This is a genomic window from Microbacterium sp. F1-18 (assembly GCF_052921305.1).
In genome coordinates this window covers 30,847-53,802 of sequence record NZ_JBREVD010000004.1, presented here as the reverse complement: position 1 = coordinate 53,802, position 22,956 = coordinate 30,847, and the positions used below count along the sequence as shown (strand labels likewise).

Annotated in this window: 22 protein-coding genes; 13 read left to right on the top strand and 9 right to left on the bottom strand. The window is 70.6% G+C overall.

Annotated elements, in window-relative coordinates:
- Nucleotides 1–6 precede the first annotated feature (6 nt).
- Both ACU6RU_RS12240 and ACU6RU_RS12235 read right to left on the bottom strand, forming a co-directional pair.
- On the bottom strand, nucleotides 7–1,011 hold the full coding sequence (locus ACU6RU_RS12240; protein ID WP_289330622.1) for a LacI family DNA-binding transcriptional regulator: 1,005 nt from the start codon (nucleotides 1,009–1,011) through the stop codon (nucleotides 7–9).
- Nucleotides 1,012–1,026: 15 nt separating this feature from the next.
- Nucleotides 1,027–2,742 carry a glycoside hydrolase family 13 protein gene (locus ACU6RU_RS12235; RefSeq protein ID WP_446726661.1) on the bottom strand — a complete coding sequence of 572 codons (1,716 nt, stop codon included), beginning with the start codon at nucleotides 2,740–2,742 and terminating at the stop codon, nucleotides 1,027–1,029.
- Between the two features lie 78 nt (nucleotides 2,743–2,820).
- Between ACU6RU_RS12235 and ACU6RU_RS12230 the strand changes: the two genes are divergently transcribed.
- Nucleotides 2,821–3,339, top strand: coding sequence for an adenine phosphoribosyltransferase (locus ACU6RU_RS12230; RefSeq protein WP_446726660.1), 519 nt, complete (start codon nucleotides 2,821–2,823; stop codon nucleotides 3,337–3,339).
- Nucleotides 3,340–3,674: 335 nt separating this feature from the next.
- On the opposite strand, the gene ACU6RU_RS12225 is transcribed toward ACU6RU_RS12230, so the two are convergent.
- Genes ACU6RU_RS12225 through purS form a run of 3 tightly spaced genes read right to left on the bottom strand, consistent with a single transcriptional unit; the run spans nucleotide 3,675 to nucleotide 5,597 of the window.
- Complete coding sequence (locus ACU6RU_RS12225; protein ID WP_446726659.1) at nucleotides 3,675–4,604, bottom strand: 2-hydroxyacid dehydrogenase; 930 nt, start codon at nucleotides 4,602–4,604, stop codon at nucleotides 3,675–3,677.
- Between the two features lie 46 nt (nucleotides 4,605–4,650).
- On the bottom strand, nucleotides 4,651–5,355 hold the full coding sequence (purQ, locus tag ACU6RU_RS12220; protein ID WP_446726658.1) for a phosphoribosylformylglycinamidine synthase subunit PurQ: 705 nt from the start codon (nucleotides 5,353–5,355) through the stop codon (nucleotides 4,651–4,653).
- A complete protein-coding gene (gene purS, locus ACU6RU_RS12215; RefSeq protein WP_446726657.1) occupies nucleotides 5,352–5,597 on the bottom strand; it encodes a phosphoribosylformylglycinamidine synthase subunit PurS in 246 nt (81 codons plus the stop codon). Before purS ends, purQ begins: the two co-directional genes overlap by 4 nt.
- Nucleotides 5,598–5,830: 233 nt before the next feature.
- On the opposite strand from purS, the gene ACU6RU_RS12210 reads away from it, so the two are divergent.
- The 5 genes from ACU6RU_RS12210 to ACU6RU_RS12190 all read left to right on the top strand — a co-directional run bounded on the left by ACU6RU_RS12210 (nucleotide 5,831) and on the right by ACU6RU_RS12190 (nucleotide 11,669).
- Nucleotides 5,831–7,093: an ABC transporter substrate-binding protein gene (locus ACU6RU_RS12210; protein ID WP_120263804.1), complete on the top strand. Its 1,263-nt coding sequence runs from the start codon at nucleotides 5,831–5,833 to the stop codon at nucleotides 7,091–7,093.
- Between the two features lie 71 nt (nucleotides 7,094–7,164).
- Entirely contained in the window at nucleotides 7,165–8,220 is a 1,056-nt protein-coding gene (locus ACU6RU_RS12205) for a carbohydrate ABC transporter permease (protein WP_396652157.1), read from the top strand.
- Complete coding sequence (locus ACU6RU_RS12200; RefSeq protein WP_120263803.1) at nucleotides 8,217–9,134, top strand: carbohydrate ABC transporter permease; 918 nt, start codon at nucleotides 8,217–8,219, stop codon at nucleotides 9,132–9,134. The genes ACU6RU_RS12205 and ACU6RU_RS12200 overlap by 4 nt, the downstream gene beginning before the upstream one ends.
- The gene (locus ACU6RU_RS12195; RefSeq protein WP_259455285.1) at nucleotides 9,131–10,648 is read left to right on the top strand and encodes a GH1 family beta-glucosidase; all 1,518 of its coding nucleotides are present in this window, start codon (nucleotides 9,131–9,133) and stop codon (nucleotides 10,646–10,648) included. The genes ACU6RU_RS12200 and ACU6RU_RS12195 overlap by 4 nt, the downstream gene beginning before the upstream one ends.
- Nucleotides 10,649–10,655: 7 nt before the next feature.
- Nucleotides 10,656–11,669 carry a LacI family DNA-binding transcriptional regulator gene (locus ACU6RU_RS12190; protein ID WP_120263802.1) on the top strand — a complete coding sequence of 338 codons (1,014 nt, stop codon included), beginning with the start codon at nucleotides 10,656–10,658 and terminating at the stop codon, nucleotides 11,667–11,669.
- Between the two features lie 12 nt (nucleotides 11,670–11,681).
- Here ACU6RU_RS12190 and ACU6RU_RS12185 read toward each other — a convergent pair whose 3' ends face one another.
- The 3 genes from ACU6RU_RS12185 to ACU6RU_RS12175 form a co-directional block, all read right to left on the bottom strand.
- Nucleotides 11,682–12,557, bottom strand: a complete 876-nt coding sequence (locus tag ACU6RU_RS12185) for a VOC family protein (RefSeq protein ID WP_446726656.1) — start codon at nucleotides 12,555–12,557, stop codon at nucleotides 11,682–11,684.
- 141 nt (nucleotides 12,558–12,698) lie between these two features.
- On the bottom strand, nucleotides 12,699–14,039 hold the full coding sequence (locus ACU6RU_RS12180) for a uracil-xanthine permease family protein (RefSeq protein WP_446726655.1): 1,341 nt from the start codon (nucleotides 14,037–14,039) through the stop codon (nucleotides 12,699–12,701).
- A gap of 133 nt (nucleotides 14,040–14,172) precedes the next feature.
- Nucleotides 14,173–15,051 (bottom strand): phosphoribosylaminoimidazolesuccinocarboxamide synthase, encoded by an 879-nt coding sequence (locus tag ACU6RU_RS12175; RefSeq protein ID WP_446726654.1) that lies wholly within the window; start codon nucleotides 15,049–15,051, stop codon nucleotides 14,173–14,175.
- A gap of 88 nt (nucleotides 15,052–15,139) precedes the next feature.
- Between ACU6RU_RS12175 and ACU6RU_RS12170 the strand changes: the two genes are divergently transcribed.
- Entirely contained in the window at nucleotides 15,140–15,763 is a 624-nt protein-coding gene (locus ACU6RU_RS12170) for a PadR family transcriptional regulator (protein WP_120263798.1), read from the top strand.
- Nucleotides 15,760–17,253 carry a DHA2 family efflux MFS transporter permease subunit gene (locus tag ACU6RU_RS12165; RefSeq protein WP_289330632.1) on the top strand — a complete coding sequence of 498 codons (1,494 nt, stop codon included), beginning with the start codon at nucleotides 15,760–15,762 and terminating at the stop codon, nucleotides 17,251–17,253. Before ACU6RU_RS12170 ends, ACU6RU_RS12165 begins: the two co-directional genes overlap by 4 nt.
- A 123-nt stretch (nucleotides 17,254–17,376) precedes the next feature.
- On the opposite strand, the gene purD is transcribed toward ACU6RU_RS12165, so the two are convergent.
- Nucleotides 17,377–18,648 (bottom strand): phosphoribosylamine--glycine ligase, encoded by a 1,272-nt coding sequence (gene purD, locus ACU6RU_RS12160; protein ID WP_446726653.1) that lies wholly within the window; start codon nucleotides 18,646–18,648, stop codon nucleotides 17,377–17,379.
- A gap of 35 nt (nucleotides 18,649–18,683) precedes the next feature.
- On the opposite strand from purD, the gene ACU6RU_RS12155 reads away from it, so the two are divergent.
- From ACU6RU_RS12155 to ACU6RU_RS12135, 5 genes are read left to right on the top strand one after another with little or no spacing between them, the layout of a single operon-like run.
- Nucleotides 18,684–19,052 (top strand): sterol carrier family protein, encoded by a 369-nt coding sequence (locus ACU6RU_RS12155; protein ID WP_120263795.1) that lies wholly within the window; start codon nucleotides 18,684–18,686, stop codon nucleotides 19,050–19,052.
- A gap of 51 nt (nucleotides 19,053–19,103) precedes the next feature.
- Nucleotides 19,104–20,018: an HtaA domain-containing protein gene (locus ACU6RU_RS12150; RefSeq protein ID WP_446726652.1), complete on the top strand. Its 915-nt coding sequence runs from the start codon at nucleotides 19,104–19,106 to the stop codon at nucleotides 20,016–20,018.
- 2 nt (nucleotides 20,019–20,020) lie between these two features.
- Entirely contained in the window at nucleotides 20,021–21,124 is a 1,104-nt protein-coding gene (locus ACU6RU_RS12145) for a heme/hemin ABC transporter substrate-binding protein (RefSeq protein ID WP_259455350.1), read from the top strand.
- Nucleotides 21,121–22,170, top strand: a complete 1,050-nt coding sequence (locus ACU6RU_RS12140; RefSeq protein ID WP_120263793.1) for a FecCD family ABC transporter permease — start codon at nucleotides 21,121–21,123, stop codon at nucleotides 22,168–22,170. The genes ACU6RU_RS12145 and ACU6RU_RS12140 overlap by 4 nt, the downstream gene beginning before the upstream one ends.
- Entirely contained in the window at nucleotides 22,167–22,952 is a 786-nt protein-coding gene (locus ACU6RU_RS12135) for a heme ABC transporter ATP-binding protein (RefSeq protein ID WP_289330636.1), read from the top strand. Before ACU6RU_RS12140 ends, ACU6RU_RS12135 begins: the two co-directional genes overlap by 4 nt.
- The last annotated feature ends 4 nt before the right edge of the window (nucleotides 22,953–22,956 follow it).

The following is a 22,956-nucleotide window of genomic DNA, read 5'->3' as shown; positions in this document are numbered from 1 at the left end:
GCGGTTTCAGGCGGGCGGTGCGGTGCTCGACCGCTCCACGAGCGCGAAGTCGAGGTCGGCGGGGGGTTCGGATGCTGCCCCGCGCAGCCCCGCGATCATCGCCGAGGCCACGCGCTCGCCCTGTCGTCCCGGAAACTGATCGACCGTGGTGAGGCCGAAGAACCCGCCGAGGTCGTGGCCGTCGACCCCGATCACCGACAGGTCCTCCGGAACGCGCAGCCCGAGCTCGCGCGCGGCGAGCATCGCGCCGATCGCCATCTCGTCCGAGGCCGCGAAGATCGCGGTCGGGCGGGTCTCGGCGCCACGGAGCAGCCGCGTCGCGGCCTCGTGGCCGCCGGCCATCGTGAAATCGGCAGCCGCGAACCGGTCGCCACGCGCGGGCAGGCCGGCCTCGGCCAGTGCGGCCTCGAACCCGCGTCGCCGCTGTGACGGGATGTGGAAGTCGCCCTCGAACTGCGGATGCAGGCCGATGTGGGCGATGTCGCGGTGCCCGAGGTCGAGGAGATGCTCGGTCGCCGTCCGGGCGACCTCGATCTCATCGACGGTGAGCGAGCGCAGGCCGGCGAGCTGCCCGCCCATGGCGATCACCGGCAGGCCCAGGTCGCCCAGCTGCGCGATCTCGTCGCGGGCGAGGGCCATCGACACCACGATGACCCCGTCGACCCGCTGGCGTCGCAGCGAGGTGGCGAACACCCGGCGGCGCTCGTCGGCCTCGGCGGTCAGGGCGTACAGCGCGACGTCGTAGTCGTCACGCTGGAGGGTCGCGGCAATGCCTGTGAGCACGCGCGAGAAGAACCACCGGTCGAGCATCGGCACGAGTACGCCGATGTTGCGGGTGCGCCCGGATGCGAGACTCGACGCCGCCGACGAGACGACGTAGCCCAGGTCGGATGCCGCTCGCAGCACGCGCTCGCGCGTCGTGGGTGACACCGGGCCCCGGCCGCTGAGGGTGCGGGAGACGGTCGCCGTCGAGACCTCCGCGCGTCGCGCGACGTCGTCGATGCCGACCATCTCCCGCTCCTTCCGTCAGCTCGTGCGGATCCAGACCGCCGCGTCGACGGGCAGCTCGGAGCTTCCCGAGGTCGTCCCGGTGAGCCCCGCGACGCTCGAGACCAGGATCTCACCGGCGGGGAGCGTCACCGCGCTCGTGCCGGTGTTGGCGACGACGAGCACGTCGCCGTTGCGGAACGCCACGACGTCGTCGCCGAGCTGCAGGTCGACCCACTCGAGCGTGCCGGCGCCGAGGTCGTGCTGGCGACGAGCGGCGAGCAGTTCGCGGTAGAGGGTCAGGGTCGAGGCGGGGTCGCCGTCCTGGACCGAACGCGCGAGGTCGTGCCATTCCTCGGGCTGCGGCAGCCACGAGGCGCCCGTCGGGCTGAACCCGTAACCGGGGGCGTCGGCCTCCCACGGGATCGGCACGCGGCATCCGTCACGGCCGTAGCGCTCGCCGTCGGTACGGAACCAGGTCGGGTCCTGACGGGCGTCGTCGGGCAGGTGCACGACCTCGGGAAGCCCGAGCTCCTCGCCCTGGTAGAGGTAGGCCGAGCCGGGGAGGGCGAGCATGAGCGTCGTCGCGGCGCGGGCGCGGGCGAGTCCCACGACGGCATCCGGCTGGCCGGGGGAGTCGGGTCCGAGCCCGTGGCCCTGGGGGTTCTCCGCCGTGAGAGCCAGGCGCGAGGCGTGTCGGACGACGTCGTGGTTGGAGAGTACCCAGGTGGCGGGCGCGCCGACGGCGGGGAACGCGCGCAGCGACTCGGAGATCACCTCGGTGAGGTGATCGGCGTCCCACTCGGTCTGCAGGTAGGGGAAGTTGAACGCCTGGTGCATCTCGTCCTGGCGGACCCACAGGGCGGTCTCGTCGACGGTCGGCAGCCACGCTTCGGCGCACAGGGCGCGGTCGCCCTCGTACTCGGCGAGGATGCGGTTCCAGCGGCGGTAGATGTCGTGCACGCCCTCCTGGCCCCAATAGGGGACGTCGAGGCTGTCGCCGCCCATCGATCCGGCGTCCTCGGCCGGCACGAAGTCGGGCAGGCCGTCGGACTTGACGAGGCCGTGGGCGACGTCGACACGGAACCCGTCGACGCCGCGGTCGAGCCAGAACCGCAGGATGCGCTCGAACTCGTCGCCCACCTCGGGGTTGGCCCAGTCGAAGTCGGGCTGCGTCGAGTCGAACAGGTGCAGGTACCACTGGCCCGGGGTGCCGTCGGGGTTGGTCGTGCGGGTCCAGGCGGGGCCGCCGAAGACCGACTCCCAGTTGTTGGGCGCCTCCTCGCCGTTCTCGCCCTTGCCGTCGCGGAAGATGTAGCGCGCGCGCTCGGGGCTGCCGGGCTCGGCGGCGAGAGCGGCCTGGAACCACGCGTGCTGGTCGGACGAGTGGTTCGGGACGAGGTCGACGATGACCCGGATGCCGCGGTCGTGCGCCTCGTCGAGCATGGTGTCGAAGTCGGCGAGGGTGCCGAACAGCGGGTCGACATCGCAGTAGTCGGAGACGTCGTATCCGGCGTCCTTCTGCGGTGAACGGAAGAAGGGGCTCAACCACACGGCGTCGACGCCGAGCTCGGCGAGGTCGCTCAGGCGCGAGGTGATGCCGGCGAGGTCGCCGATGCCGTCTCCCGAGGCGTCGGCGAACGAGCGGGGATAGATCTGATAGATGACGGCGGTGCGCCACCACTCGGCGCCGGGCCGGGAGATCCCGATCGGGGCGAGGGTGGATGCCGCCGTGTCCACGGAGGAGGAGGTCATGGCGCTCACTCTAGTGCAAGCGCTTGCAGTCGCGGTTCCGCCGTCGGCGGCTCCTCGAAACGGGCCTAGGGTGGTTCGGTGACTTCAGACCCCCTCGAGCACGCCGAGTCGCTCATCGCGCTCATCCCGGACTTTCCCGAGCCGGGCATCCTCTTCCGCGACATCTCGCCGCTGCTCGCCGACGCGACCGCATTGCGCACCGTCATCGACGCCATCATCGCTCCGTTCGCGCGCGAGTTCGACGTCGTCGCGGGCGTCGAGGCGCGCGGCTTCCTCATCGCGGGAGCTGTCGCCGCTGCGAGCGGCGTCGGCATGGTGCCGATCCGCAAGGTGGGCAAGCTGCCGCGCCCGGCGGCATCCGTCTCGTACGACCTCGAGTACGGTCAGGCGACCATCGAGATGGCGGACGACCTGCCCCGCGGCACCCGCGTGCTGCTCGTCGACGATGTGCTGGCCACGGGCGGAACCCTGCGTGCGGCCCAGCGCCTGCTCGAAGGTCTCGGGCACCGGACCGTCGGGACCGCCGTGCTCATGGAGCTCACCGAGCTCGGCGGCCAGGACGTCTGCGGCCCGGTCCACACGATCTTCCGCGTCTGATCCGGACCGGTCCCGTGCACCTGTGCCGTGCGCAGGTTGAGCGTCGCGCGGAGACTCCTCGCGGCGGGTCCGGGACGTTCATCCTGTAGACGGGACGCGCAAGCCCCGAGCCCGACCCGGTGTGATGGCCGAGCGCGAGACTCAGCTCGGTGTCGAATCCGGGCCGCCGGGGTCGCGTGAACAGGCTCTTAAGCAGGCCGGCTTCAGGCTGAGCGTGCCGTGAGCGGGGCGACGGTGCCGTCCGACGGCTTTCAGCCTGCGTACGGCACCCGGGACCGCGGGCCGAGCCGTGCCCGAGACCGGCACGGGCCCGGCACGGGCCCGGCAGCGGCGGCTTAACCCTCGACGATGTTGATCGGCTCCTCGCCGGCGGCGAGGCGCTCGATCTGCGTGCGGACCAGCTTCGCGATGCGCGGGCGCATGGCGTCGGCGGCGCCGCCCACATGGGGCACGACGAGGGCGCCGGGGGCGTGCCACAGCGGGTGATCCTCGGGCAGCGGCTCGGGATCGACGACGTCGAGGGCGGCGCGCAGCCGCTCGGACTGCAACTCGGCCACCAGCGCGTCCGTATCGAGGACGGTGCCGCGACCGACGTTGACGACGAGCGCGCCGTCGGGGAGGAGCGCGAGCTCGCGCGCGCCGATCAGGCCCTTCGTCGGCTCGCCGCCGGGGAGTGTGATCATCAGGATGTCGGTGCTCGGCAGCAGCTCGTCGAGCTCGTCGATGCCGTGGATGTGCACCCCGTCCTCGTCGCGCGCGCGGGACGCGACCGGCACGATCGTCGTCTCGAAGGGCAGCAGGCGGGATGCCACGGCCTTGCCGACACCGCCGTAGCCGAGCACCAGCACCGTGCGGTCGGCGACGCTCCGGCTGAACTGCGGCGCCCAACGCGCGGCCTCCTGATTGCGGACGTAGTCGGCGAGGTCGCGCTGCGCGGCGATGGCGAGGCCGACGGCGATCTCGGCCGTCGCGGTCTCGTGAACGCTCGACGCGTTCGCGAGCGTCGTGCCCTCGGGCAGGTACGCGCCCATGCCCTCGTAGCCGATGGACTGGCTCTGGAGAAGCCCGACCTTCACGCCGCCGAGTGCGCTGAGCAGTCGCTTGCCCGACATATAGGGCGGGACCACCATGTCGAACGCGTCGCGGGGCGCGGGGGAGCGGAGGTCCCAGACGACCAGCTCGACACCGTCGGGAACGGCCCCGATGTCGGCTGCCAGCTCATCGGTGGGAACGCTGACGACGACGCTGCGGGGGGATTCGCTCATGCCCCCACGCTACCGACCCGGGAAGACGTCTCGGCCCGCGCCCGCGTCAGACGCGGGCGAGGACGGCGGCGACGGCCGACGTGAAGAAGGTGAGTCCGTCGGTGCCCGAGCGCATCGCGTCGGTGGTGTTCGGGCCGAAGCCCGGCTCGACCGCGTGCTCGGGGTGGGGCATGAGTCCGACGACGTTGCCGCGCTCGTTCGTGAGCCCGGCGATGTCGTCGAGCGAGCCGTTGGGGTTCACGCCGCGGTAGCGGAACGCGACGAGGCCGTCGCCCTCGATGCGCTTCAGCGTCTCGGCCGAGCAGGTGAAGCCGCCGTCGGCGTTCTTCAGCGGGATGACGATCTCTTGGCCCGCGTCGAATCCGCTCGTCCAGGCGGTGTCGGCGTTCTCGACGACGAGCCGCTGGTCGCGGCGGATGAACTGCTGGTGGGCGTTGCGGATGAGCCCGCCGGGCAGCAGGTGCGCCTCGACGAGCATCTGGAAGCCATTGCAGATGCCGAGGATGGGCATGCCCTTGTCTGCGGCATCCTTCACCTCGGCCATGATCGGCGCGAGCGCGGCGATCGCACCGGCGCGGAGGTAGTCGCCGTAGCTGAAGCCGCCGGGCAGCACGAGTGCGTCGACGCCGTCGAGGTCGTGCGAGCCGTGCCAGAGCGCGACGGGCTCGGCGCCGGCGAGACGGACGGCGCGCTGCGCGTCGCGGTCGTCGAGCGAGCCCGGGAAGGTGATGACCCCGATGCGCGCGGTCACTCCACGACCTCGATGTTCACGACGTCCTCGATGACCGAGTTCGACAGGATCTCGTCGGCGATGCGGCGAGCGGTCTCGAGAGTCGCCTCGTCGGCGCGGTCGACCGTGAGCTCGAAGCGCTTGCCGATGCGGACGTCGGTGAAGCCGGCCACGCCGAGGCGGGTCAGGGCGCCCGATACCGCCTTGCCCTGCGGATCCAGCAGCTCGGCCTTGGGCATGACGTCGACGACGATGGTGGGCATTGCTCGCTCCGGAGGTCGCGGGATGGGTGCGCGACCAGTCTACGGGTGGGATGCCGCGCCCCGTTGCCGCATCTGGCCGGCCTCGTGACCGGATCGTGACCATCGTCTTTGGGAGCGCTCCCTTGTGATCCTGGGAGCGCTCCCGTATGGTCATGGTCAATCGGTGAGAGCGCTCCCACAGTCGGGTGCGCAGCACCGCGCACCAGATACCCGCAATCACGAAGGAGTGACACGTGAATTCACGCGCACTGCGGCGGATCGGCCTCGTGGCCGGCGTCGCAACCACCTCGGCCATCGTCCTCGCCGGATGTTCGGGCGGAGGTGACCAGGCCGCATCCGGTGGCGACTCCGACACCGTCACCCTCGCGACGTTCAACGACTTCGGCTACACCGACGAACTGCTCGCGGAGTTCACCGAGGAGACCGGCATCAAGGTCGTCCACACCAAGGCGGCGACCTCGAACGACGCCCGCACCAACTTCTTCCAGAAGCTCGGCAAGACCGGACTCGCCGACGTCGAGGGCGTCGAGGTCGACTGGTTCCCCGAGATGATGCAGTACTCCGACCTCGTCGCGCCGGTGCCCGACGAGCTCGCGGGCCGCTGGCTCGACTGGAAGGAGAAGGCTGCGACCGACGCCGAGGGCAACCTCGTCGCGTACGGCACCGACGTCGGACCCCAGGCCATCTGCTACCGTGCCGACCTCTTCGAGGCCGCCGGACTGCCCACCGACCGTGAAGAGGTCGCTCAGCTCTTCCCGACGTGGGACGCGTTCTTCCAGGTCGGCAGCGACTACGTCGCCAAGACGGGTGAGCCCTTCATCGACTCGGCGAACTCCGTCCTCCAGGGCGTCGTGAACCAGCTCGAGGTCGCTTACGAGGAGCCGGACGGCACGGTCATCGCGACCGAGAACCCCGACATCCGCGAGGCCTACGACACCGTCGTCGACAAGGCGATCCCGATCTCGGCCTACGCCGGCCAGTGGTCCGACGACTGGTACGCCTCGATGGCGAGCGGTAAGTTCGCCGCGATGCTGTGCCCGCCGTGGATGCACGGCATCATCGAGGGCGAAGCACCCGACATCGCCGGCTGGGACATCGCCAACGCGTTCCCCGAGGGCGGCGGCAACTGGGGTGGTTCGTACCTCGTGGTCCCCGCGAACGGCAAGAACCTCACCAACGCGCAGAAGCTCGCCGACTGGCTGACGTCGCCTGAGACGCAGATCAAGGCCTTCAACAACGCCGGCACCTTCCCGAGCCAGCCCGAGGCGCAGTCGAGCCCCGACCTGACCGGGTTCGTCAACGAATACTTCAACAACGCTCCTTCGGGTCAGATCGGCATCGACCGCGCCAACGCGATCACCGTCACGACCTTCAAGGGTCCGAAGTACTTCCAGTTCCACGACGCCCTCGGCAACGCGATCACGCGCGTCTTCGACGGCATCGAGGACAAGGAGACCTCCTGGAAGACCTGGGAGACCGAGGTCGGAAGCTTCTGACCCGCCCTGTCGGGGCGCACCCCACCACAGGTGCGCCCCGGCGCTCCCCCTCTCGCACCCGAAGGACGATCGTGACCACGACTCAGCAGCGCCCGGCGACGCGCTCCCCCCGAAACGACGACGGCGGTCGTCCTCCGCGAGTCATCTCTTTCTCGCAGAAGCTCAGCAAGTGGGACATCCGCTTCTCGCCCTACCTCTACATCTCGCCCTTCTTCATCATGTTCGCGATCGTGGGGCTCTTCCCCATCGCGTACACCGCGGTGATCTCGTTCATGGACTGGGACCTCATCCGCGGCGAGGGTGAGTTCATCGGATTCGACCAGTACATCTGGATCCTGTCGCAGCCTCACTTCTGGACGGCGCTGCGCAACACCTTCAGCATCTTCCTGCTCTCGAGCGTTCCGCAGCTCGTGCTCGCGATCTTCATCGCCGCCGTGCTCGACCGGAACATCCGCGCCAAGACCTTCTGGCGCATGGCGGTTCTCGTTCCCTACGTCGTCGCGCCCATCGCCGTCGGCCTCATCTTCAACGCGATGTTCGCCGACCAGTCGGGCTTCATCAACGGCATCCTGCAGGCGATCGGCATCGGAGCCATCCCCTGGCACGTCGAGCCGTTCTGGAGCCACGTCGCGATCGCGACGATGGTGAACTACCGCTGGATGGGCTACAACACCCTCATCCTGCTCGCGGCCATGCAGGCCGTGAACCGCGACTTCTACGAGGCCGCCACCGTCGATGGCGCCGGTCCCGTACGGCAGTTCTTCTCGATCACGCTGCCGTCGCTGAAGCCGACCCTCATCTTCGTCATCATCACGGCCACGATCGGCGGCCTGCAGATCTTCGACGAGCCGCGCGTGTTCGACCAGTTCGGCCGCGGTGGATCCGCTCAGCAGTGGCTGACCATCACGCTCTACCTCTACGACGTCGGCTGGGGCCAGTGGAACTTCGGCCGCGCCGCGGCGATGGCGTGGATCCTGTTCATCATCATCGTGCTGATCGGTCTGGTGAACCTCGTGGTGACCCGCACCCTCGTCCGAGACGAGGGGCTGCGCCGGGAGCTCAGCAAACGGGAGCAGAAGAAGCAGGCCAAGCAGGCGCAGCGCGCGCTGAAGGAGAACCAGGCATGAGCACCATCGGCACTCCCGTCCCCCTCGCCACGGTGGAAGAGGGCATCCCGACCGCGGACAAGCAGCGTCGCGGTGCGCGCGCCCGCCGCATCCGTGGCAGCCGCCCCGGATTCTGGACCTACGGCATCCTCGGCGCGGTCTTCCTCTCGGCGGTGTTCCCCCTGTACTGGTCGTTCGTGATCGGCTCGGGTGACTCCTCCACACTGCGCGGCGATTTCCCATGGATCCCCGGAGGCAACTTCATCGAGAACGCCCTCTCGGTCATCTCCAACCCGGCCGTCAACTTCTGGCCGGCGCTGTGGAACTCCATCTACAGCTCGTTCCTCATCGCCGCCGCCGTCGTGATCACCTCGACGCTCGCGGGCTGGGCCTTCGCGAAGCTGCGCTTCCACGGCGGGCCCGGGCTGCTGATCTTCGTCGTGGCGACCATGGCCGTGCCGCAGCAGCTCGGCGTCGTGCCGCTGTACATCCTGTTCTCCGAGCTCGGGTGGACGGGGCAGATCGGTGCCATCATCATCCCGGCGCTCACGAGCGCGTTCGGGGTGTTCTGGATGACGCAGTACCTGCGTCAGGCGGTGCCCGACGAGCTGATCGAGGCCGCGCGCGTCGACGGCGCCTCGATGATCCGCACGTTCTGGACGGTCGGCATGACCGCGGCGCGTCCCGCGGCGGCGATGCTGTTCCTCTTCACCTTCGTCGGAGCCTGGAACAACTTCTTCTGGCCGTTCATCGTGCTCGACCGGCAGAACCCGACGCTCCCCGTGGCGCTGTCGCTGCTGCAGTCGAACTACTTCGTCGACTACTCCATCGTGCTCGCCGGCGTCATCCTCGCGACCATCCCGCTGCTGCTGCTGTTCATCTTCGCGGGCAAGCAGCTCGTCAGTGGCATCATGGCCGGGGCGGTGAAGGGATGACCCTGAACCTCGACCGCATTCAGCAGGAGAACATGAACGCTTCGCGCAGCTTTCCCACCGGCTTCCTCTTCGGAGCGGCCACCGCGGCGTACCAGATCGAGGGCGCGGCCTTCGAAGACGGACGCACCGCGTCGATCTGGGATGCGTTCGCCCGTGTGCCCGGTGCCGTGATCAACGCCGACAACGGTGACGTCGCGTGCGACCACTACCACCGCTATCGCGACGACGTCGCGCTCATGAAGGAACTCGGTCTCGACACCTACCGGTTCTCGACGTCGTGGTCGCGCGTGCGTCCCGACGGCGGACCGCTCAACCCGCAGGGCGTCGACTTCTACGAGCGTCTCGTCGACGAGCTGCTCGGCGCCGGCATCATCCCGTGGCTGACGCTCTACCACTGGGATCTGCCGCAGGCCATCGAGGAGCGGGGTGGCTGGACCCTTCGCGAGACGGCCGATCGCTTCACCGAGTACGCCCTCGACATGCACGACGCCCTCGGCGACCGCGTCCACCACTGGACGACGCTCAACGAGCCGTGGTGCTCGTCGTTCCTCAGCTACACCGCCGGCATCCACGCGCCGGGGCGGTTCGACATCGGCGACGGCATGCTCGCCGCCCACCACCTGCTGCTCGGCCACGGCCAGACCGTCGCCGCGCTGCGGGAGCGCGACGCGTCGCTGTCGCTCGGCATCACGCTGAACCTGACGGTCGCCGAGCCCGCCGACCCGACCGACGCCGCCGACGTCGACGCGGCGCGACGGATCGACGGACAGTTCAACCGCTGGTTCCTCGACCCGATCTTCCGGGCCGCGTACCCCGGCGACATCGTCGCCGACATCGAGAGAGTGGATGCCGCGGCGGTCGAGCGCTGGCGCGACGCCGTGCGCCCGGGCGACGCGGCGATCATCGCGCAGCCCCTCGATGCTCTCGGGGTGAACTACTACCACGGCGAGTTCGTGGGCGGTCGTCCCGACCCGAACCCGCCGGCCCCGGGCGACGCGCCGACCGATCGCGAGACCGGCTCGCCGTGGCCCGCCGGTCACGACATCTACTGGCACGAGCGGGGCCTGCCCCGCACGTCGATGCACTGGGAGGTGCAGCCCGCGGGGCTGACGCAGCTGCTCGAGCGCGTGTGGACCGAGTACGCGCAGCCCGTGGGCACGATCCTCTACGTCACCGAGAACGGCGCCGCGTACGACGACGAGCTCGTCGAGGTCGACGGCGAGAAGACGGTGCCCGACACCGAGCGCGCCGAGTTCCTGCGGGTGCACCTGGGCGCGATCCTCGACGCGCAGGATGCCGGTGTCGACGTCCGCGGCTACTTCTACTGGTCGCTGCTCGACAACTTCGAATGGGCCTGGGGGTACGAGAAGCGTTTCGGCATCGTGCACGTGGATTACCACACTCAGGAGCGGACGTTGAAGGACAGCGCGAAGGAGTATCGTCGGGTCATCGCAGATCGTGCGATCGACGTTCCCGCTGCGGCGGACGCCGCCCGGACCGCCGTCCCGAGGTAGCCCACCTGTGATCTCCGATCAGACCCGGACGGCCGCGACCATCGAAGAGGTCGCGGCCGTCGCCGGTGTGTCGCGCTCCACCGTCTCGCGCGTCGTCAACGGCTCGACCGCCGTCAGCCCCGCCGCTCTCGAGTCGGTGCGACGCGCGATAGCCGAGCTCAATTACGTCCCCAACCGTGCGGCGCGTTCGCTCGCCAGCCGATCGACGCTGGCGATCGCGCTCGTCGTGCCCGAAGACACCAACCGGGTGTTCGGCGACCCCTTCTTCGCTTCGGTCGTGTCGGGCATCAACTCGCGCATCAGCCGCAGCGACTATGTGCTGAACCTGATCATGGCCAGCGCCGACCCCGGCGACAAGACCGCCCAGTACGTGCGCAGCGGCGCCGTCGACGGTGCGATCATCGTGTCTCACCACACGAGCGACACCTTCATCGAACGCATCGCCGCCGCGGTCCCCGTCGTCTACGGCGGCCGCCCGGTGCGGTCCCGTGGGGGCGACTACTACATCGACGTCGACAACGTCGCCGGCGCACGCGACGCCACCGCCTACCTCATCGGGCGGGGCTGCCGTCACATCGGCGCCATCACCGGTCCGCCGTCGATGCCCGCTGGCGTCGACCGCGCCGAGGGGTACCGTGTCGCCCTTGCCGAGTCGGGCCTCACGCCCGCTCCCGTCGTGCAGGGCGACTTCACGACCGAGTCCGGCGCCGCGGCGATGCGTGCCATCCTCGCGGCGGGCGAGCCGCTGGACGGGCTCTTCGTCGCGAGCGATCTCATGGCGCGCGGCGCCATGCAGGTGCTCGCGGCCGAGGGCATCCGCATCCCCGACGAGGTCGCTGTCATGGGCTTCGACGATTCGCCGGTAGCGCTGACCACCGAGCCGCAGCTGACGACGATGCGGCAGCCCTCGTTCACGCAGGGCGAGTGCATGGCCGATGTCCTGCTCGCCCGGCTCGCGGGGATGTCGCCGCCCGAAGTGACGATCCTCGACACGGAGCTCATCGTCCGCGGCTCGGCCTGACGCGCGCTGCGCTCAGGCTACGGCGGCGTGGAGCGTGTTGTTCCACGGGTCGTCGAACGCGACCGTGCGGCCGTCGTCGCGAACGGCGACGCCGTGGTGGCGGAGGCGTTCGGCGAGAGCGCCGAGGTCGTCGGGCGTCGGCAGGGCGAGATCGACGCGGCCGAGGCCGAGCGCCGGCATGCGGGGCGCTGCGCCCCGAGAGTTCCAGACATTCATCGCCATGTGGTGGTGGTAGCCGCCGGCGCTGACGAAGAGGGCCTGATCGCCGAGCGCCGCAGTCGTGTCGAAGCCGAGGGCGCCGATGTAGAACGCCCGGGCCGTCGCCACGTCGCCGACGGAGAGGTGCACGTGCCCGACGCGGGCAGGATCGGACGGTGCGGAGCCGGCGCTGCCCGCGCCGTCGAGCGCCGCGGGGTCGAGGTGCTCGCGCAGGAAGGCGTTGGGGTCGAGGTAGAGCGTGTCCATCTCGACCTGCCCATGGGTCCACGACCAGGTGCTGCGATCGCGGTCCCAGTAGAGCTCGATGCCGTTGCCCTCGGGGTCGGTGAAGTAGAACGCCTGGCTGACGAGGTGGTCGGCGCTGCCGGTGAAGGTCGTCGGGGCGTGTCGGGCGACGCTGTAGAGCGCCGCGGCGAGGGCCGACTGCGTCTCGAAGAGGATGGCGGTGTGGAAGAGGCCCGCCGATCCGGCGGCCGCGTGGCGGAGCGCGGGCTCGTGGCGCAGGATCACGACCGGCCGGCGGGCGCGCCCGAGCGTGACGGTGTCGCCGTCGGCGGCGAGGACCTGCAGGGTCACGACGTCACGGTAGTAGCGCGTCATGCCGTCGAGGTTGCCGACCAGCAGGGTGACGGCGCCCATCGTCGTGGCATCTGCGAGCTTCTCATTCATACGCATACACAACCCCCGCCCCCCCCAATGTCATTCCCCCCGCCGCGTGGCCGCGAATGCACGACACAACGCCGAGTGCACGGCATCCTCGCGTCTGAAAGTCGGACAGTCGACGGGATGCCGTGCACTCGGCGTTACGGATTACTGGGGGTCGCCGCCCAGGGGGCCCACCGCGGGGAGGGGGCCACCGTCGTCGGCGCCGGTCTTGCGCCAGCGCGCGATCGCGTTGCCCGCGTGGTAGATGACGAGGGCGGCGATGGTGCCGAGCACGATCGCGCCGAACTGCAGCGAGCCGAGGTTCATCGCGAAGCCGGCGATCGCGATGACGAACGACACCGCGACGGTGTATTGGTTGACGGGGCGGGAGAAGTCGACGCGGTTGTCGACCCAGATCTTGATGCCGATCACGCCGATGAGGCCGTAGAGGGCGGTGGTGACGCCGCCGAGCACTCCCGCCGGGATCGTGTTGAACACGGCCCCGACCTTGGGCGAGAACGCGAGCAGGATCGCGACGATGCCCGCCACCCAGTACGCGGCCGTGGAGTAGACGCGGGTCGCGGCCATGACGCCGATGTTCTCGCCGTAGGTCGTGGTGCCCGAGCCGCCGAAGCCGCCGGCGAGGGTCGTCGCGACGCCGTCGGCGATGAGCGCGCGGCCGGTGTGCTTGTTGATCGACGGGTCGTCGGTCATGGTGGCGACACCGCGCACGTGGCCGACGTTCTCGGCGATCAGGACGAGCACGACCGGCAGGAACATCGGCACGATCGACCAGGCCGCGGCATCCCCGATGGCCACGAGGTGGAAGTCGGGAAGGCCGAACCAGTCGGCGGCCTCGACGGCCTCGAACTTCACCTGACCGGTGACGGCGGCCACGATGTAGCCGACGATCACGCCGAGGAAGATCGAGATCCGGCCGAGGAAACCGCGGAACAGCACGCTGAACAGGATGACGGCGCACAGGGTGACCGTGGCGATCTCTGGCTGAAGCTGGAAGTTGTTCCACGCCGCGGGCGCGAGGTTGAAGCCGATCAGCGCGACGATCGCGCCGGCGACCACGGGCGGCATGAGCTTTTCGATCCAGCCCGTGCCGAAGGCCTGCACGATGAAGCCGACCGCCGCGAGCAGGAGGCCCGCGACGACGACGCCGAGGAGCGCCTGCGTGATCTGCTCGCCGGTCTCGAGGCGGTTCCCGCCGTTGAGCGCCGTGATGGGCGCGATGAAGGCGAACGACGAGCCCAGGTAGCTGGGCAGCTTGTTGCGCGTGATCAGCAGGAAGACGAGGGTGCCGAGACCGGAGAAGAGCAGGGTCGTCGACACGGGGAAGCCGGTGATGATCGGCACGAGGAACGTCGCACCGAACATCGCGACGACGTGCTGCGCGCCGATGGCGATCGTGCCGGGCCAGTTCAGGCGCTCGCCGGGCTTGACGACGGCGCCGCGCGCGACGGTGCGACCGTCGCCGTGGAGGGACCAGATGGGCATGGGACTCCTCGGAAGGATGAGGGATTCGGGATGGAGCGCGAGAGCGGCCCTACCCTACCTGTGAGATCCCTGGATGCCCGGTCGGCGCTCCGCGGAACGCGCGGGCAACCGGTCGTCCCGACGCGTCGCGGGGTCAGCCGGCGAGCGTCTCGAGCAGCTCGCGGTACTTCGCCGCGGTGCGCTCGACGATCTCGGCAGGCAGCGCCGGGGGAGTGCCGGTCTTGTCCCAATTGGCGCCCAGCCAGTCGCGCACGATCTGCTTGTCGTAGCTCGCCATGCGCTCGGCGGGCGTCGTGCCGGTGCGCCAGGCCTCGGCATCCCAGTAGCGCGACGAGTCGCTCGTGAGCACCTCGTCGGCGAGGGTCAGCACGCCGTCGGCATCGAGCCCGAACTCGAACTTCGTGTCGGCGAGGATGAGCCCCTTGCTCTCGGCGAGGGCGGCGGCCCGTCGATAGATCTCGAGCGACGCGTCGCGCAGCGCGGCGGCGGTCTCGGCTCCGACGAGCTCGACGGTGCGCTCGAACGAGATGTTCTCATCGTGCTCGCCGAGCGGGGCCTTGTAGGCCGGCGTGTAGATCGGCTCGGGCAGGCGGTCGCCGTTCTCGAGGCCGTCGGGGAGCGGGATGCCGCACACCGTGCCGTTCTCGGAGTACTCGGCCCAGCCCGTGCCGGTCAGGTACCCGCGCACGATGCACTCGATCGGCTGCATGTCGAGTTCGCGAACGATCATGGCGCGGGCGGCGACGGCCGCCGGAGGCTGGAGCCCGAGCAGATGGTTGGGGATCGGCCGGCCGCCGTCACGGCCGGCGAGCTGGGCGAACCACCACAGGCTCAGGCGCGTCAGCAGCTCGCCCTTGCCGGGGATGCCGGGTTCGAGCACCTGGTCGAACGCACTCACGCGGTCGCTCGCGACGACCAGCATCCGATCGCGCGCTCCGTCGTCGGGGCGATACAGGTCGCGGACCTTGCCGGAGTAGACGTGCTTCCAGCCGGGCAGATCGAGGGCGCTCACCCGGCCATTATCCCGGAGCGGAACAGGTTGCGAGCACCCGTGAAAAAGGGGCGTATAGTCCACATGGACTAATCGAGAGGGGGGTGCCATGCCGGATGCCGTCGACCGACTCACCCCGCTGGGGCTGATGCTGCTCGCGCTGCTGCACGAGGACGACATGCACGCCTACGAGATGGTCCGTCTGCTGCGTGAGCGCAAGGCCGACCGCCTCGTCGCCCTGACGCACGGCACGATCTATCACACGGTCGCGCGTCTCGAGCGGCAGGGACTCATCGCCGAGGTCGGCACCGATCGTGACGGCAACCGTCCGGAGCGGACGACGTACACGCTGACGGGGGCCGGCGCCGACATGCTGATCGCGTGGGTGCGGCGCGAGCTCCCCGCCATCGACCGCCCCGAGCGTTTCCGCGTCGCGCTGGCCGAGTCGCACAACCTCGACCGCGCCGAAGTGGTGGCGCTCCTCAGCGAGCGACGCGACGCCCTGGCGGCATCCCTCGACGCGCACCGCCAGGCGCGCGACCACGCGATCGAACGCGGCTCCTACCCCCAGTTCTGGATCGAGGTGCATCGCGAGACGGCTCTGCTGTCGGCGGATGTCGCCTGGCTCGACGAAGCGGTCGAGTACATCCGTCGCCCCGACACCGTGTGGGGGGTCACCGACCTCGCACCGACCGACCGCTATCTGGCACAGAGAGAAGCCGCACGCGCATGAGCGAGAAGACCGACACCGTCCGCGCCCCCGGAGGCGCCCCATCCGCCGTCAACCCGTGGCCCGCCCTGTGGGCGATGGTCATCGGATTCTTCATGATCCTCGTCGACACGACGATCGTCTCGGTCGCGAATCCTGCGATCAAGGCCGCGCTCGACCCGTCGACGGGCAACCTCGACAACGTCGTGTGGGTCACGTCGTCGTACCTGCTCGCGTACGCCGTGCCGCTGCTGGTCACGGGCCGTCTCGGCGACCGGTTCGGGCCGAAGAACATCTACCTGATCGGGCTCGCGATCTTCACGGTCGCCTCCCTCGCTTGCGGGCTGTCGGGCTCCCTCGCCGTTCTCATCGTCGCCCGCGCCGTGCAGGGCCTCGGTGCAGCCCTCATGACTCCGCAGACGATGGCGGTCATCACCCGCACCTTCCCCGCCGAACGCCGAGGCGCCGCCATGGGCCTGTGGGGCGCCACCGCCGGTGTCGCCACCCTCGTCGGCCCCCTCGCGGGCGGCCTGCTCGTCGACGGTTTCGGCTGGGAGTGGATCTTCTTCGTCAACATCCCCGTCGGCGTCGTGGCGTTCGTGCTGGCGTGGCGCCTCGTGCCCCAGCTCGAGACGCACCCCCACCGCTTCGATGTCGTGGGCGTCGTGCTGAGCGCGATCGGACTCTTCCTCATCGTCTTCGGCCTGCAGGAGGGCGAGCACTATGACTGGGCCGCCGGCATCTGGGCGATGATCGCCGCAGGTGTGGTCGTCATGGCGGTCTTCGTCTGGACGCAGGGACGCACCAAGAGCGAGCCGCTCGTGCCGCTCGAGCTCTTCCGCGACCGCAACTTCGCGATCTCCAACATCGCGATCGCGGCCGTCGGGTTCACCGTGACGAGCATGGCTCTGCCGATGGCTTTCTTCACGCAGCTCGCGCGCGGCCTCACGCCGACGCAGTCGGCGCTGCTGCTGGTGCCGATGGCGATCCTCTCGGGTGCGCTCGCGCCGCTGGCCGGCCGCATCCTCGATCGGGTCGACCCGCGTCTGCTGCTCGTCCCCGGTCTGACGCTGATGGTGGTCGGCCTGGTCGGCTACGCGCTGCTGATGAACACCGAGGCGCCGGTGCTGCTGCTCCTCATCCCCGCTGCGATCATCGGCGTCGCCAACGCCGGCATGTGGGGACCCCTCGCCACGACGGCGACCCGCAACCTGCCGCCGCGCCAGGCCGGCGCGGGCTCGGGCATCTACAACACGACCCGAACGGTCGGCTCGGTGATCGGCTCGGCGGCGATCGCGGCGTACATGCAGTCGCGGCTCACCGCGAACCTCCCCGGTGCGGGGGATGCCGCGGGCGGCGACTTCGGTGGTGGCGGCGGCTCGATGCCTCCCGCGATCGCCGAGGGGTTCTCGGCCGCGATGGCTCAGGCGATGGTGCTGCCGGCCGTCGTCATCGGGGTCGCCGTGATCGTCGTGATCTTCCTCAAGCGTCCCGCGCACCTCGCGCAGCGCTGAGCTGGTTGACCCGCGGCCTGCCGTAACTCCTCAAGAACACGTCCAGCTCGGACGTCGCAGCCGACGTCAGGCTGGAGACGGCCCGAAATCGAGGAGTTGCGGCGGGCCGCGCCCCGCTGCGGGCTAGTCCGCGACGCGGGCGGCGATGTCGGTGCGGTGGTGCGAGCCCTCGAGCGTGATCTCGGACAGTGCGCGGTAGGCGCGGTCTCGGGCCTCGGCGAAGTCGGTGCCGACCGCGACGACGTTCAGCACCCGCCCGCCGGTGGCGACGAGCCCGTCGATCGTCTCGGCGGTCGCGGCGTGAGCGAGGTGCACGCCCTCGACGGATGCTGCGGCGTCGAGCCCCGCGAGAGGCCGCCCGGTGACGGGCTGCTCGGGGTAGCCCTCGCTCGCGAGCACGACGGTGACGGCGGTGTCGGTCGAGAACGTCGGGTCGGGCTCGGACTCGAGTCGACCGCTCGCGGCGGCCATCAGCAGCTCCGACAGCGATGACGTCAGCCGGGCGAGCACGACCTGCGTCTCGGGGTCACCGAAGCGCGCGTTGAACTCGATGACCTTGATTCCCGCGTCGGTGAGGATGAGGCCCGCGTAGAGGAGGCCGATGAAGGGGGTGCCCTCGGCGTCGAGGTGGCGGATGACGGGCTCGGCCACGTCGCGCGTGACCTCGGCGACGAACTCCGCCTCGCTGCCGAACCGGTCGGCGAGCCACGGCAGCGGCGAGTAGGCGCCCATGCCGCCGGTGTTCGGGCCGGCGTCGCCGTCGTAGGCGCGCTTGTAGTCCTGCGCGGGGCTGAGGGCGCGCACGGTGTCGCCGTCCGAGACGAAGAAGAGCGAGACCTCGGGGCCGGCGAGGAACTCCTCGATCAGCACCGGGCCGCCGGGCAGATACGTGTCGGCGTGGGCGAGCGCCGCCTCGCGGTCGTCGGTGACGATGACGCCCTTACCGGCTGCCAGGCCGTCGGCCTTGACCACGTGGGGTGCGCCGAGCTCGTCGAGCGCGGACTCGACCTCGGCTCGGCTGCGTGCCCGAACCGCGCGACCGGTCGGCACTCCGGCCTCGTCCATGACCCGCTTCGCGAAGGCCTTCGACCCTTCGAGCTGGGCAGCGACCTTGCCGGGGCCGAAGACCGGGATGCCGCGCTCGCGCAGCGCGTCGGCGACGCCGGCGATGAGCGGCGCCTCGGGGCCGACGACGACGAGGTCGACGTTCGCGCTGCCGGCGAACTCGGTCACCGCGACCGGGTCGTTCTGATCGAGGCCCGGGACGATCTGGGCGTCGCGGGCGATGCCGGCGTTGCCGGGGGCCGCGAGCAGTTCGTGGCCGGCGCCCTCCGCGGCGAGAGCGAGGATGATGGCGTGCTCGCGCGCGCCCGAGCCGAGGACCAGGATCTTCACCCGGCCAGCCTACCGACCGGGCTAGCGTGGAACCCATGGCCCGCAGCATCCTCACCGCCGATGGCCGTGCCGCGCTCGCCGCGGTCGCGGCCGCCGACTCCGCGGGCGAGAAGCCCGCTCGCCCCGACCTGGCGACGGCTGTGCGCTACCTGCTGCAGCTGCTCGTCGAGAAGGCGCCCGGCAACTCCGTCGAGATGCGCGTTCCGCCGTTCGGCGCCGTTCAGGTCGTCGAGGGTCCGCGTCATACCCGCGGCACGCCGCCCAACGTCGTCGAGACCGACGCGGCCACCTGGATCGCGCTGGCGCTGGGTGAGCTGGCGTGGGCGGATGCCGCGGCCGCGGGTCGGCTGCGCGCCTCGGGCACGCGCGCCGATCTCGACGCGCTGCTTCCGCTTCGGCCCTGACGTCGACTCCGATAAGGTTAGGCAAGCCTGACCTTACTTCTGGAGTCTGCTGTGCGCTCTTTCCTTCTGACTGGGGCGTCCCTGGGGACGCTCGCCGCCGCGTCGATCGTCCTCGGCGCCGCCGCACCCGCCTTCGCGATCGGCGACGTCACGTCCATGCGCTCCGAGCGCCCCGCCGCATCCGCCGCGCCATCCGGCTGCACCATCACCGACGCGACCGTCACGTGGGGCTTCAAGGAGTCGTTCCGGTCGTACATCTCCGGTTCCATCGCCAAGGGCGCCTGGGAGCCGTTCGGCGGCGTCGGCTACGAGACGCCCGCGTTCACATGGAGCGGCGGCACGGGCAACTACGACCCCGAGACCGGCACCGGCACGATCTCGTTCCCCGGCGGCATCCGCTTCACCGGCCACGGCGGACTCCTCGACTCGACGGTGCAGAACGCCGTGCTCGACCTCGCGCCGGCGTCGGGCCGTGTCGTCGTCGACCTCGCCGGGGTGTCGATGGAGAGCGCGCTGGCCGGAGACGACACCGTCGTCGCCACCCCTCAGGTGCCGCTCGTGACCGTCGACCTCGCGGGTCTCGAGAGCACTGTGGCGGGCGATGTCCTCACTCTCGCCGCGACCGATGCCGCCACCGCGATCACCGAGGAGGGGTACGCCGCCTTCGGCAACTACGAGACCGGAACCGCCTTCGACCCGCTCTCGTTCACCGCCAGCGGGGTGTGTGCGACCCCGACGCCGACCGCCGAGCCCGCGCCCGTCGTCGAGGCGTCACCCGCCGCGGATGCCGCAGAATCCGGCGATGACGAGAGCGGATCGGGCGGCGCGCTCCCCGTCGCGCTCTTCGCCGCCATCGGTGGCGCGCTCGTCGCGACGATCGGCGGGACGACCGCCGCGGTCGTCGCCTCGCGCCGCAGGCGCCGTGAGGCGCCTGCCGATGGCGCCGACGACGGGTCCGCCGCGTGAGGATGCGACGGCTCGCTGTCGCAGCGCTCGCCGCGGCCGCCCTCTCGCTGACCGCCTGCATGCCGGCGGCGACCTCAGGTGCCGAGGCTGGTGTCGAGGTCGCGATCGACCGGCCCCCGCTGAGCGAGCTCACGCCGGTGAGTGATCCGCGCTCGCTCGAGGGGCCGTCGACAGCCGTCCTCGCCGACGCCGAGGTCGACCCCGTCGGCGCGGATCCCGTGCAGAGCCTGCCGGTCACCGTGACCTCGCACGACCTCACGGGCGACGTCGAGGTGACGGTGACGGACGCCTCGCGCATCATCGCGATGGACCTCTCCGGGTCGCTGGCGGCGACCGTGTGGGGCCTGGGGCTCGGTGGCGACCTCGTCGGCCGCGACGTCTCGACGACCTTTCCCGGCGCGGCCGACCTTCCGGTGGTCACCGGCAGCGGCCACACGGTCAACGCCGAGTCGATCATCGGCCTCGCGCCGACCCTCGTCATCACCGACGGCAGCATCGGGCCGGTCGACGTCGTGCAGCAGCTGCGGGACGTCGGCATCACGGTGGTCTTCGTCGAGCGCTCCGCGTCGTTCGAGGGCGCCGCCGATCTCGCGCGATCGGTGGGTGAGGTGCTCGGTGTCGTCGAGGCGGGGGATCGGCTGGCTCAGCGCATCGCGGATGACGTCGATGCGACGCGGGCGCAGATCGCCGCGCTCGCGCCGGAGGCAGCCGACGACCGTCTGCGCATGGTCTTCCTCTACCTGCGCGGGTCGGCGGGGGTCTACTACCTGTTCGGGTCGGAGTCTGGTGCCGACCAGCTCATCACCGCGCTCGGTGGGGTCGACGTCGCCGGTGAGCTCGGCTGGAGCGGGATGCAGCCCCTCACGGACGAAGCGATGGTGGCCGCCGACCCCGACCTCATCCTCGTGATGACCGGCGGCCTGGAATCGGTCGGGGGCGTCGACGGCCTGCTCGCCGACAAGCCCGCGATCGCGCTCACCGCGGCCGGTCAGCACCGCCGCTTCGTCGACATGGCCGACGGGCAGATCCTGTCGTTCGGACCGCGCAGCGCGGGGGTGCTCGACGCGCTGGCGCGGGCCGTCTACGCCCCGGCTCCGGCCTCATGACCTCGGTTGCCGCGAGGCGCCGTGTCGTCATCGTCGCCGGCGTGACCGTGACCCTGCTGGCGGTGGGTGTCGTGCTCTCCGCCGGGCTCGGCCAGCTGCCCATCGGACCCGCCGAGGTCATCGGCTCCCTGCTGCGGTCGGTCGGCGTCCCCCTTCCGTGGGCACCGACCGAGCCGCTGATCGAGCAGACGCTGTGGCAGATCCGGTTCCCGCGCGTCGCGATGTCGTTGCTGGTCGGTGCCCTGCTCGCGGTCGCCGGCGCCGTCATGCAGGCGATCTTCGCCAACCCGCTCGCCGAGCCGGGCGTCGTCGGCGTCTCGTCGGGCGCAGCCGTGGGGGCCGCCGCCGCCATCACGCTCGGCTTGTCGTTCCTCGGTCCCTGGTCGATCGCCGTCTGCGCCTTCACGGGCGGACTCATCGCCACCCTGGTCGTCTACGCCGCCGCGCGCGCCCAGGGCCGCACCGAGTCGATCACGCTCATCCTCACGGGCATCGCTGTCAACGCGTTCGCGGGAGCCGGGCTGGCGCTGCTGATGTTCGTCGGCGACACGGCCTCTCGCGAGCAGATCGTCTTCTGGCAGCTCGGCTCGATGAACGGCTCGCGCTGGACCGAGGTCGCTGTGGTCGCGCTCGTCGGGGCACTCGGCACGGCGGCATCCCTCGCTCTCGCGCGTCGCTACGACCTCTTGGCGCTCGGCGATCGCACAGCCGTGCATCTCGGCGTGCGCGTCGAGGCACTCCGGATCGGGTCGATCGTCCTCGTCGCCCTGCTCACGGGGGTCGCCGTCGCGTTCGTCGGCATCATCGCCTTCGTCGGACTCGTGGTTCCCCACATCGTCCGCATGCTGCTCGGGCCCGCCCATCGCCCGCTCATCGTTCTCTCGGCCCTTGGCGGCGCGGTTGTGCTCGTCTTCGCCGACCTCCTGGCGCGGACGGTGGTGGTCTCGGCCGACCTGCCGATCGGCATCCTGACGTCGCTCGTGGGCGGCCCGTTCTTCTTCTGGCTCATCCGCCGCACGCGGCGCACCGCCGGGGGCTGGTCGTGACGGGCGTCGCGGTCGAGGTGCAGCACGCGAGCCTGCGGCTGGGAGATGCGACGATCCTCGACGATGTGACGATGGATGTCGGCTACGGCCGGCTGCTCGCGCTCGTCGGGCCCAACGGCGCCGGCAAGTCGAGCCTGCTGTCGCTGCTGACGGGCGACCGTGCGCCGTCCACGGGCGCCGTGCGTCTCGACGGGCGTCCGGTGGGCGACTGGTCCGCACGTGAGCTGTCGCGGCGGCGCTCGGTGCTGCTGCAGTCGAACCAGGTCGCCTTCTCGTTCTCGGCGGGCCAGGTCGTCGCGATGGGGCGGACCCCCTGGATCGGCACGCAGCACGCGGACGACGATGACGCGCGCATCGCCGAAGCGGTGGACCGCGCGGACGTCGCGCACCTGGTCCATCGCGCCTACCCGTCGCTCTCCGGCGGTGAGAAGGCGCGCGTGTCGCTCGCTCGGGTTCTCGCACAGGACACCCCCGTCGTGCTGCTCGACGAGCCGACCGCGGCCCTGGATCTCCGGCACCAGGAGGACGTCCTCCGTGTCGCACGCGGGCTGGCTCGCGAGGGGCGAGCCGTGGTCGTCGTGCTGCACGACCTGTCGCTCGCCGCGGCCTACGCCGATGAGGTCGCGATGATCGACGGCGGCCGGCTCGTCGCCCGCGGTGATGCCCGCGCCGTGCTGACCGCCGAGCGGGTCGCGACGGTTTACGGCACGCCGGTCCGGGTGCTCGACGACCCTGACACCGGACGTCCGGTCATCCTCCCGCGCCGTCACGCCGACCTCTGACTGC

Bases quoted from the DNA above. Each gene is read 5' to 3' on its own strand.
- ACU6RU_RS12240 (WP_289330622.1), bottom strand. From the start codon at position 1,011: ATGGTCGGCATCGACGACGTCGCGCGACGCGCGGAGGTCTCGACGGCG.
- ACU6RU_RS12235 (WP_446726661.1), bottom strand. From the start codon at position 2,742: ATGACCTCCTCCTCCGTGGACACGGCGGCATCCACCCTCGCCCCGATC.
- ACU6RU_RS12225 (WP_446726659.1), bottom strand. From the start codon at position 4,604: ATGAGCGAATCCCCCCGCAGCGTCGTCGTCAGCGTTCCCACCGATGAG.
- purS (WP_446726657.1), bottom strand. From the start codon at position 5,597: ATGCCCACCATCGTCGTCGACGTCATGCCCAAGGCCGAGCTGCTGGAT.
- ACU6RU_RS12200 (WP_120263803.1), top strand. From the start codon at position 8,217: ATGAGCACCATCGGCACTCCCGTCCCCCTCGCCACGGTGGAAGAGGGC.
- ACU6RU_RS12195 (WP_259455285.1), top strand. From the start codon at position 9,131: ATGACCCTGAACCTCGACCGCATTCAGCAGGAGAACATGAACGCTTCG.
- ACU6RU_RS12185 (WP_446726656.1), bottom strand. From the start codon at position 12,557: ATGAATGAGAAGCTCGCAGATGCCACGACGATGGGCGCCGTCACCCTG.
- ACU6RU_RS12180 (WP_446726655.1), bottom strand. From the start codon at position 14,039: ATGCCCATCTGGTCCCTCCACGGCGACGGTCGCACCGTCGCGCGCGGC.
- ACU6RU_RS12170 (WP_120263798.1), top strand. From the start codon at position 15,140: ATGCCGGATGCCGTCGACCGACTCACCCCGCTGGGGCTGATGCTGCTC.
- ACU6RU_RS12165 (WP_289330632.1), top strand. From the start codon at position 15,760: ATGAGCGAGAAGACCGACACCGTCCGCGCCCCCGGAGGCGCCCCATCC.
- ACU6RU_RS12155 (WP_120263795.1), top strand. From the start codon at position 18,684: ATGGCCCGCAGCATCCTCACCGCCGATGGCCGTGCCGCGCTCGCCGCG.
- ACU6RU_RS12145 (WP_259455350.1), top strand. From the start codon at position 20,021: ATGCGACGGCTCGCTGTCGCAGCGCTCGCCGCGGCCGCCCTCTCGCTG.
- ACU6RU_RS12140 (WP_120263793.1), top strand. From the start codon at position 21,121: ATGACCTCGGTTGCCGCGAGGCGCCGTGTCGTCATCGTCGCCGGCGTG.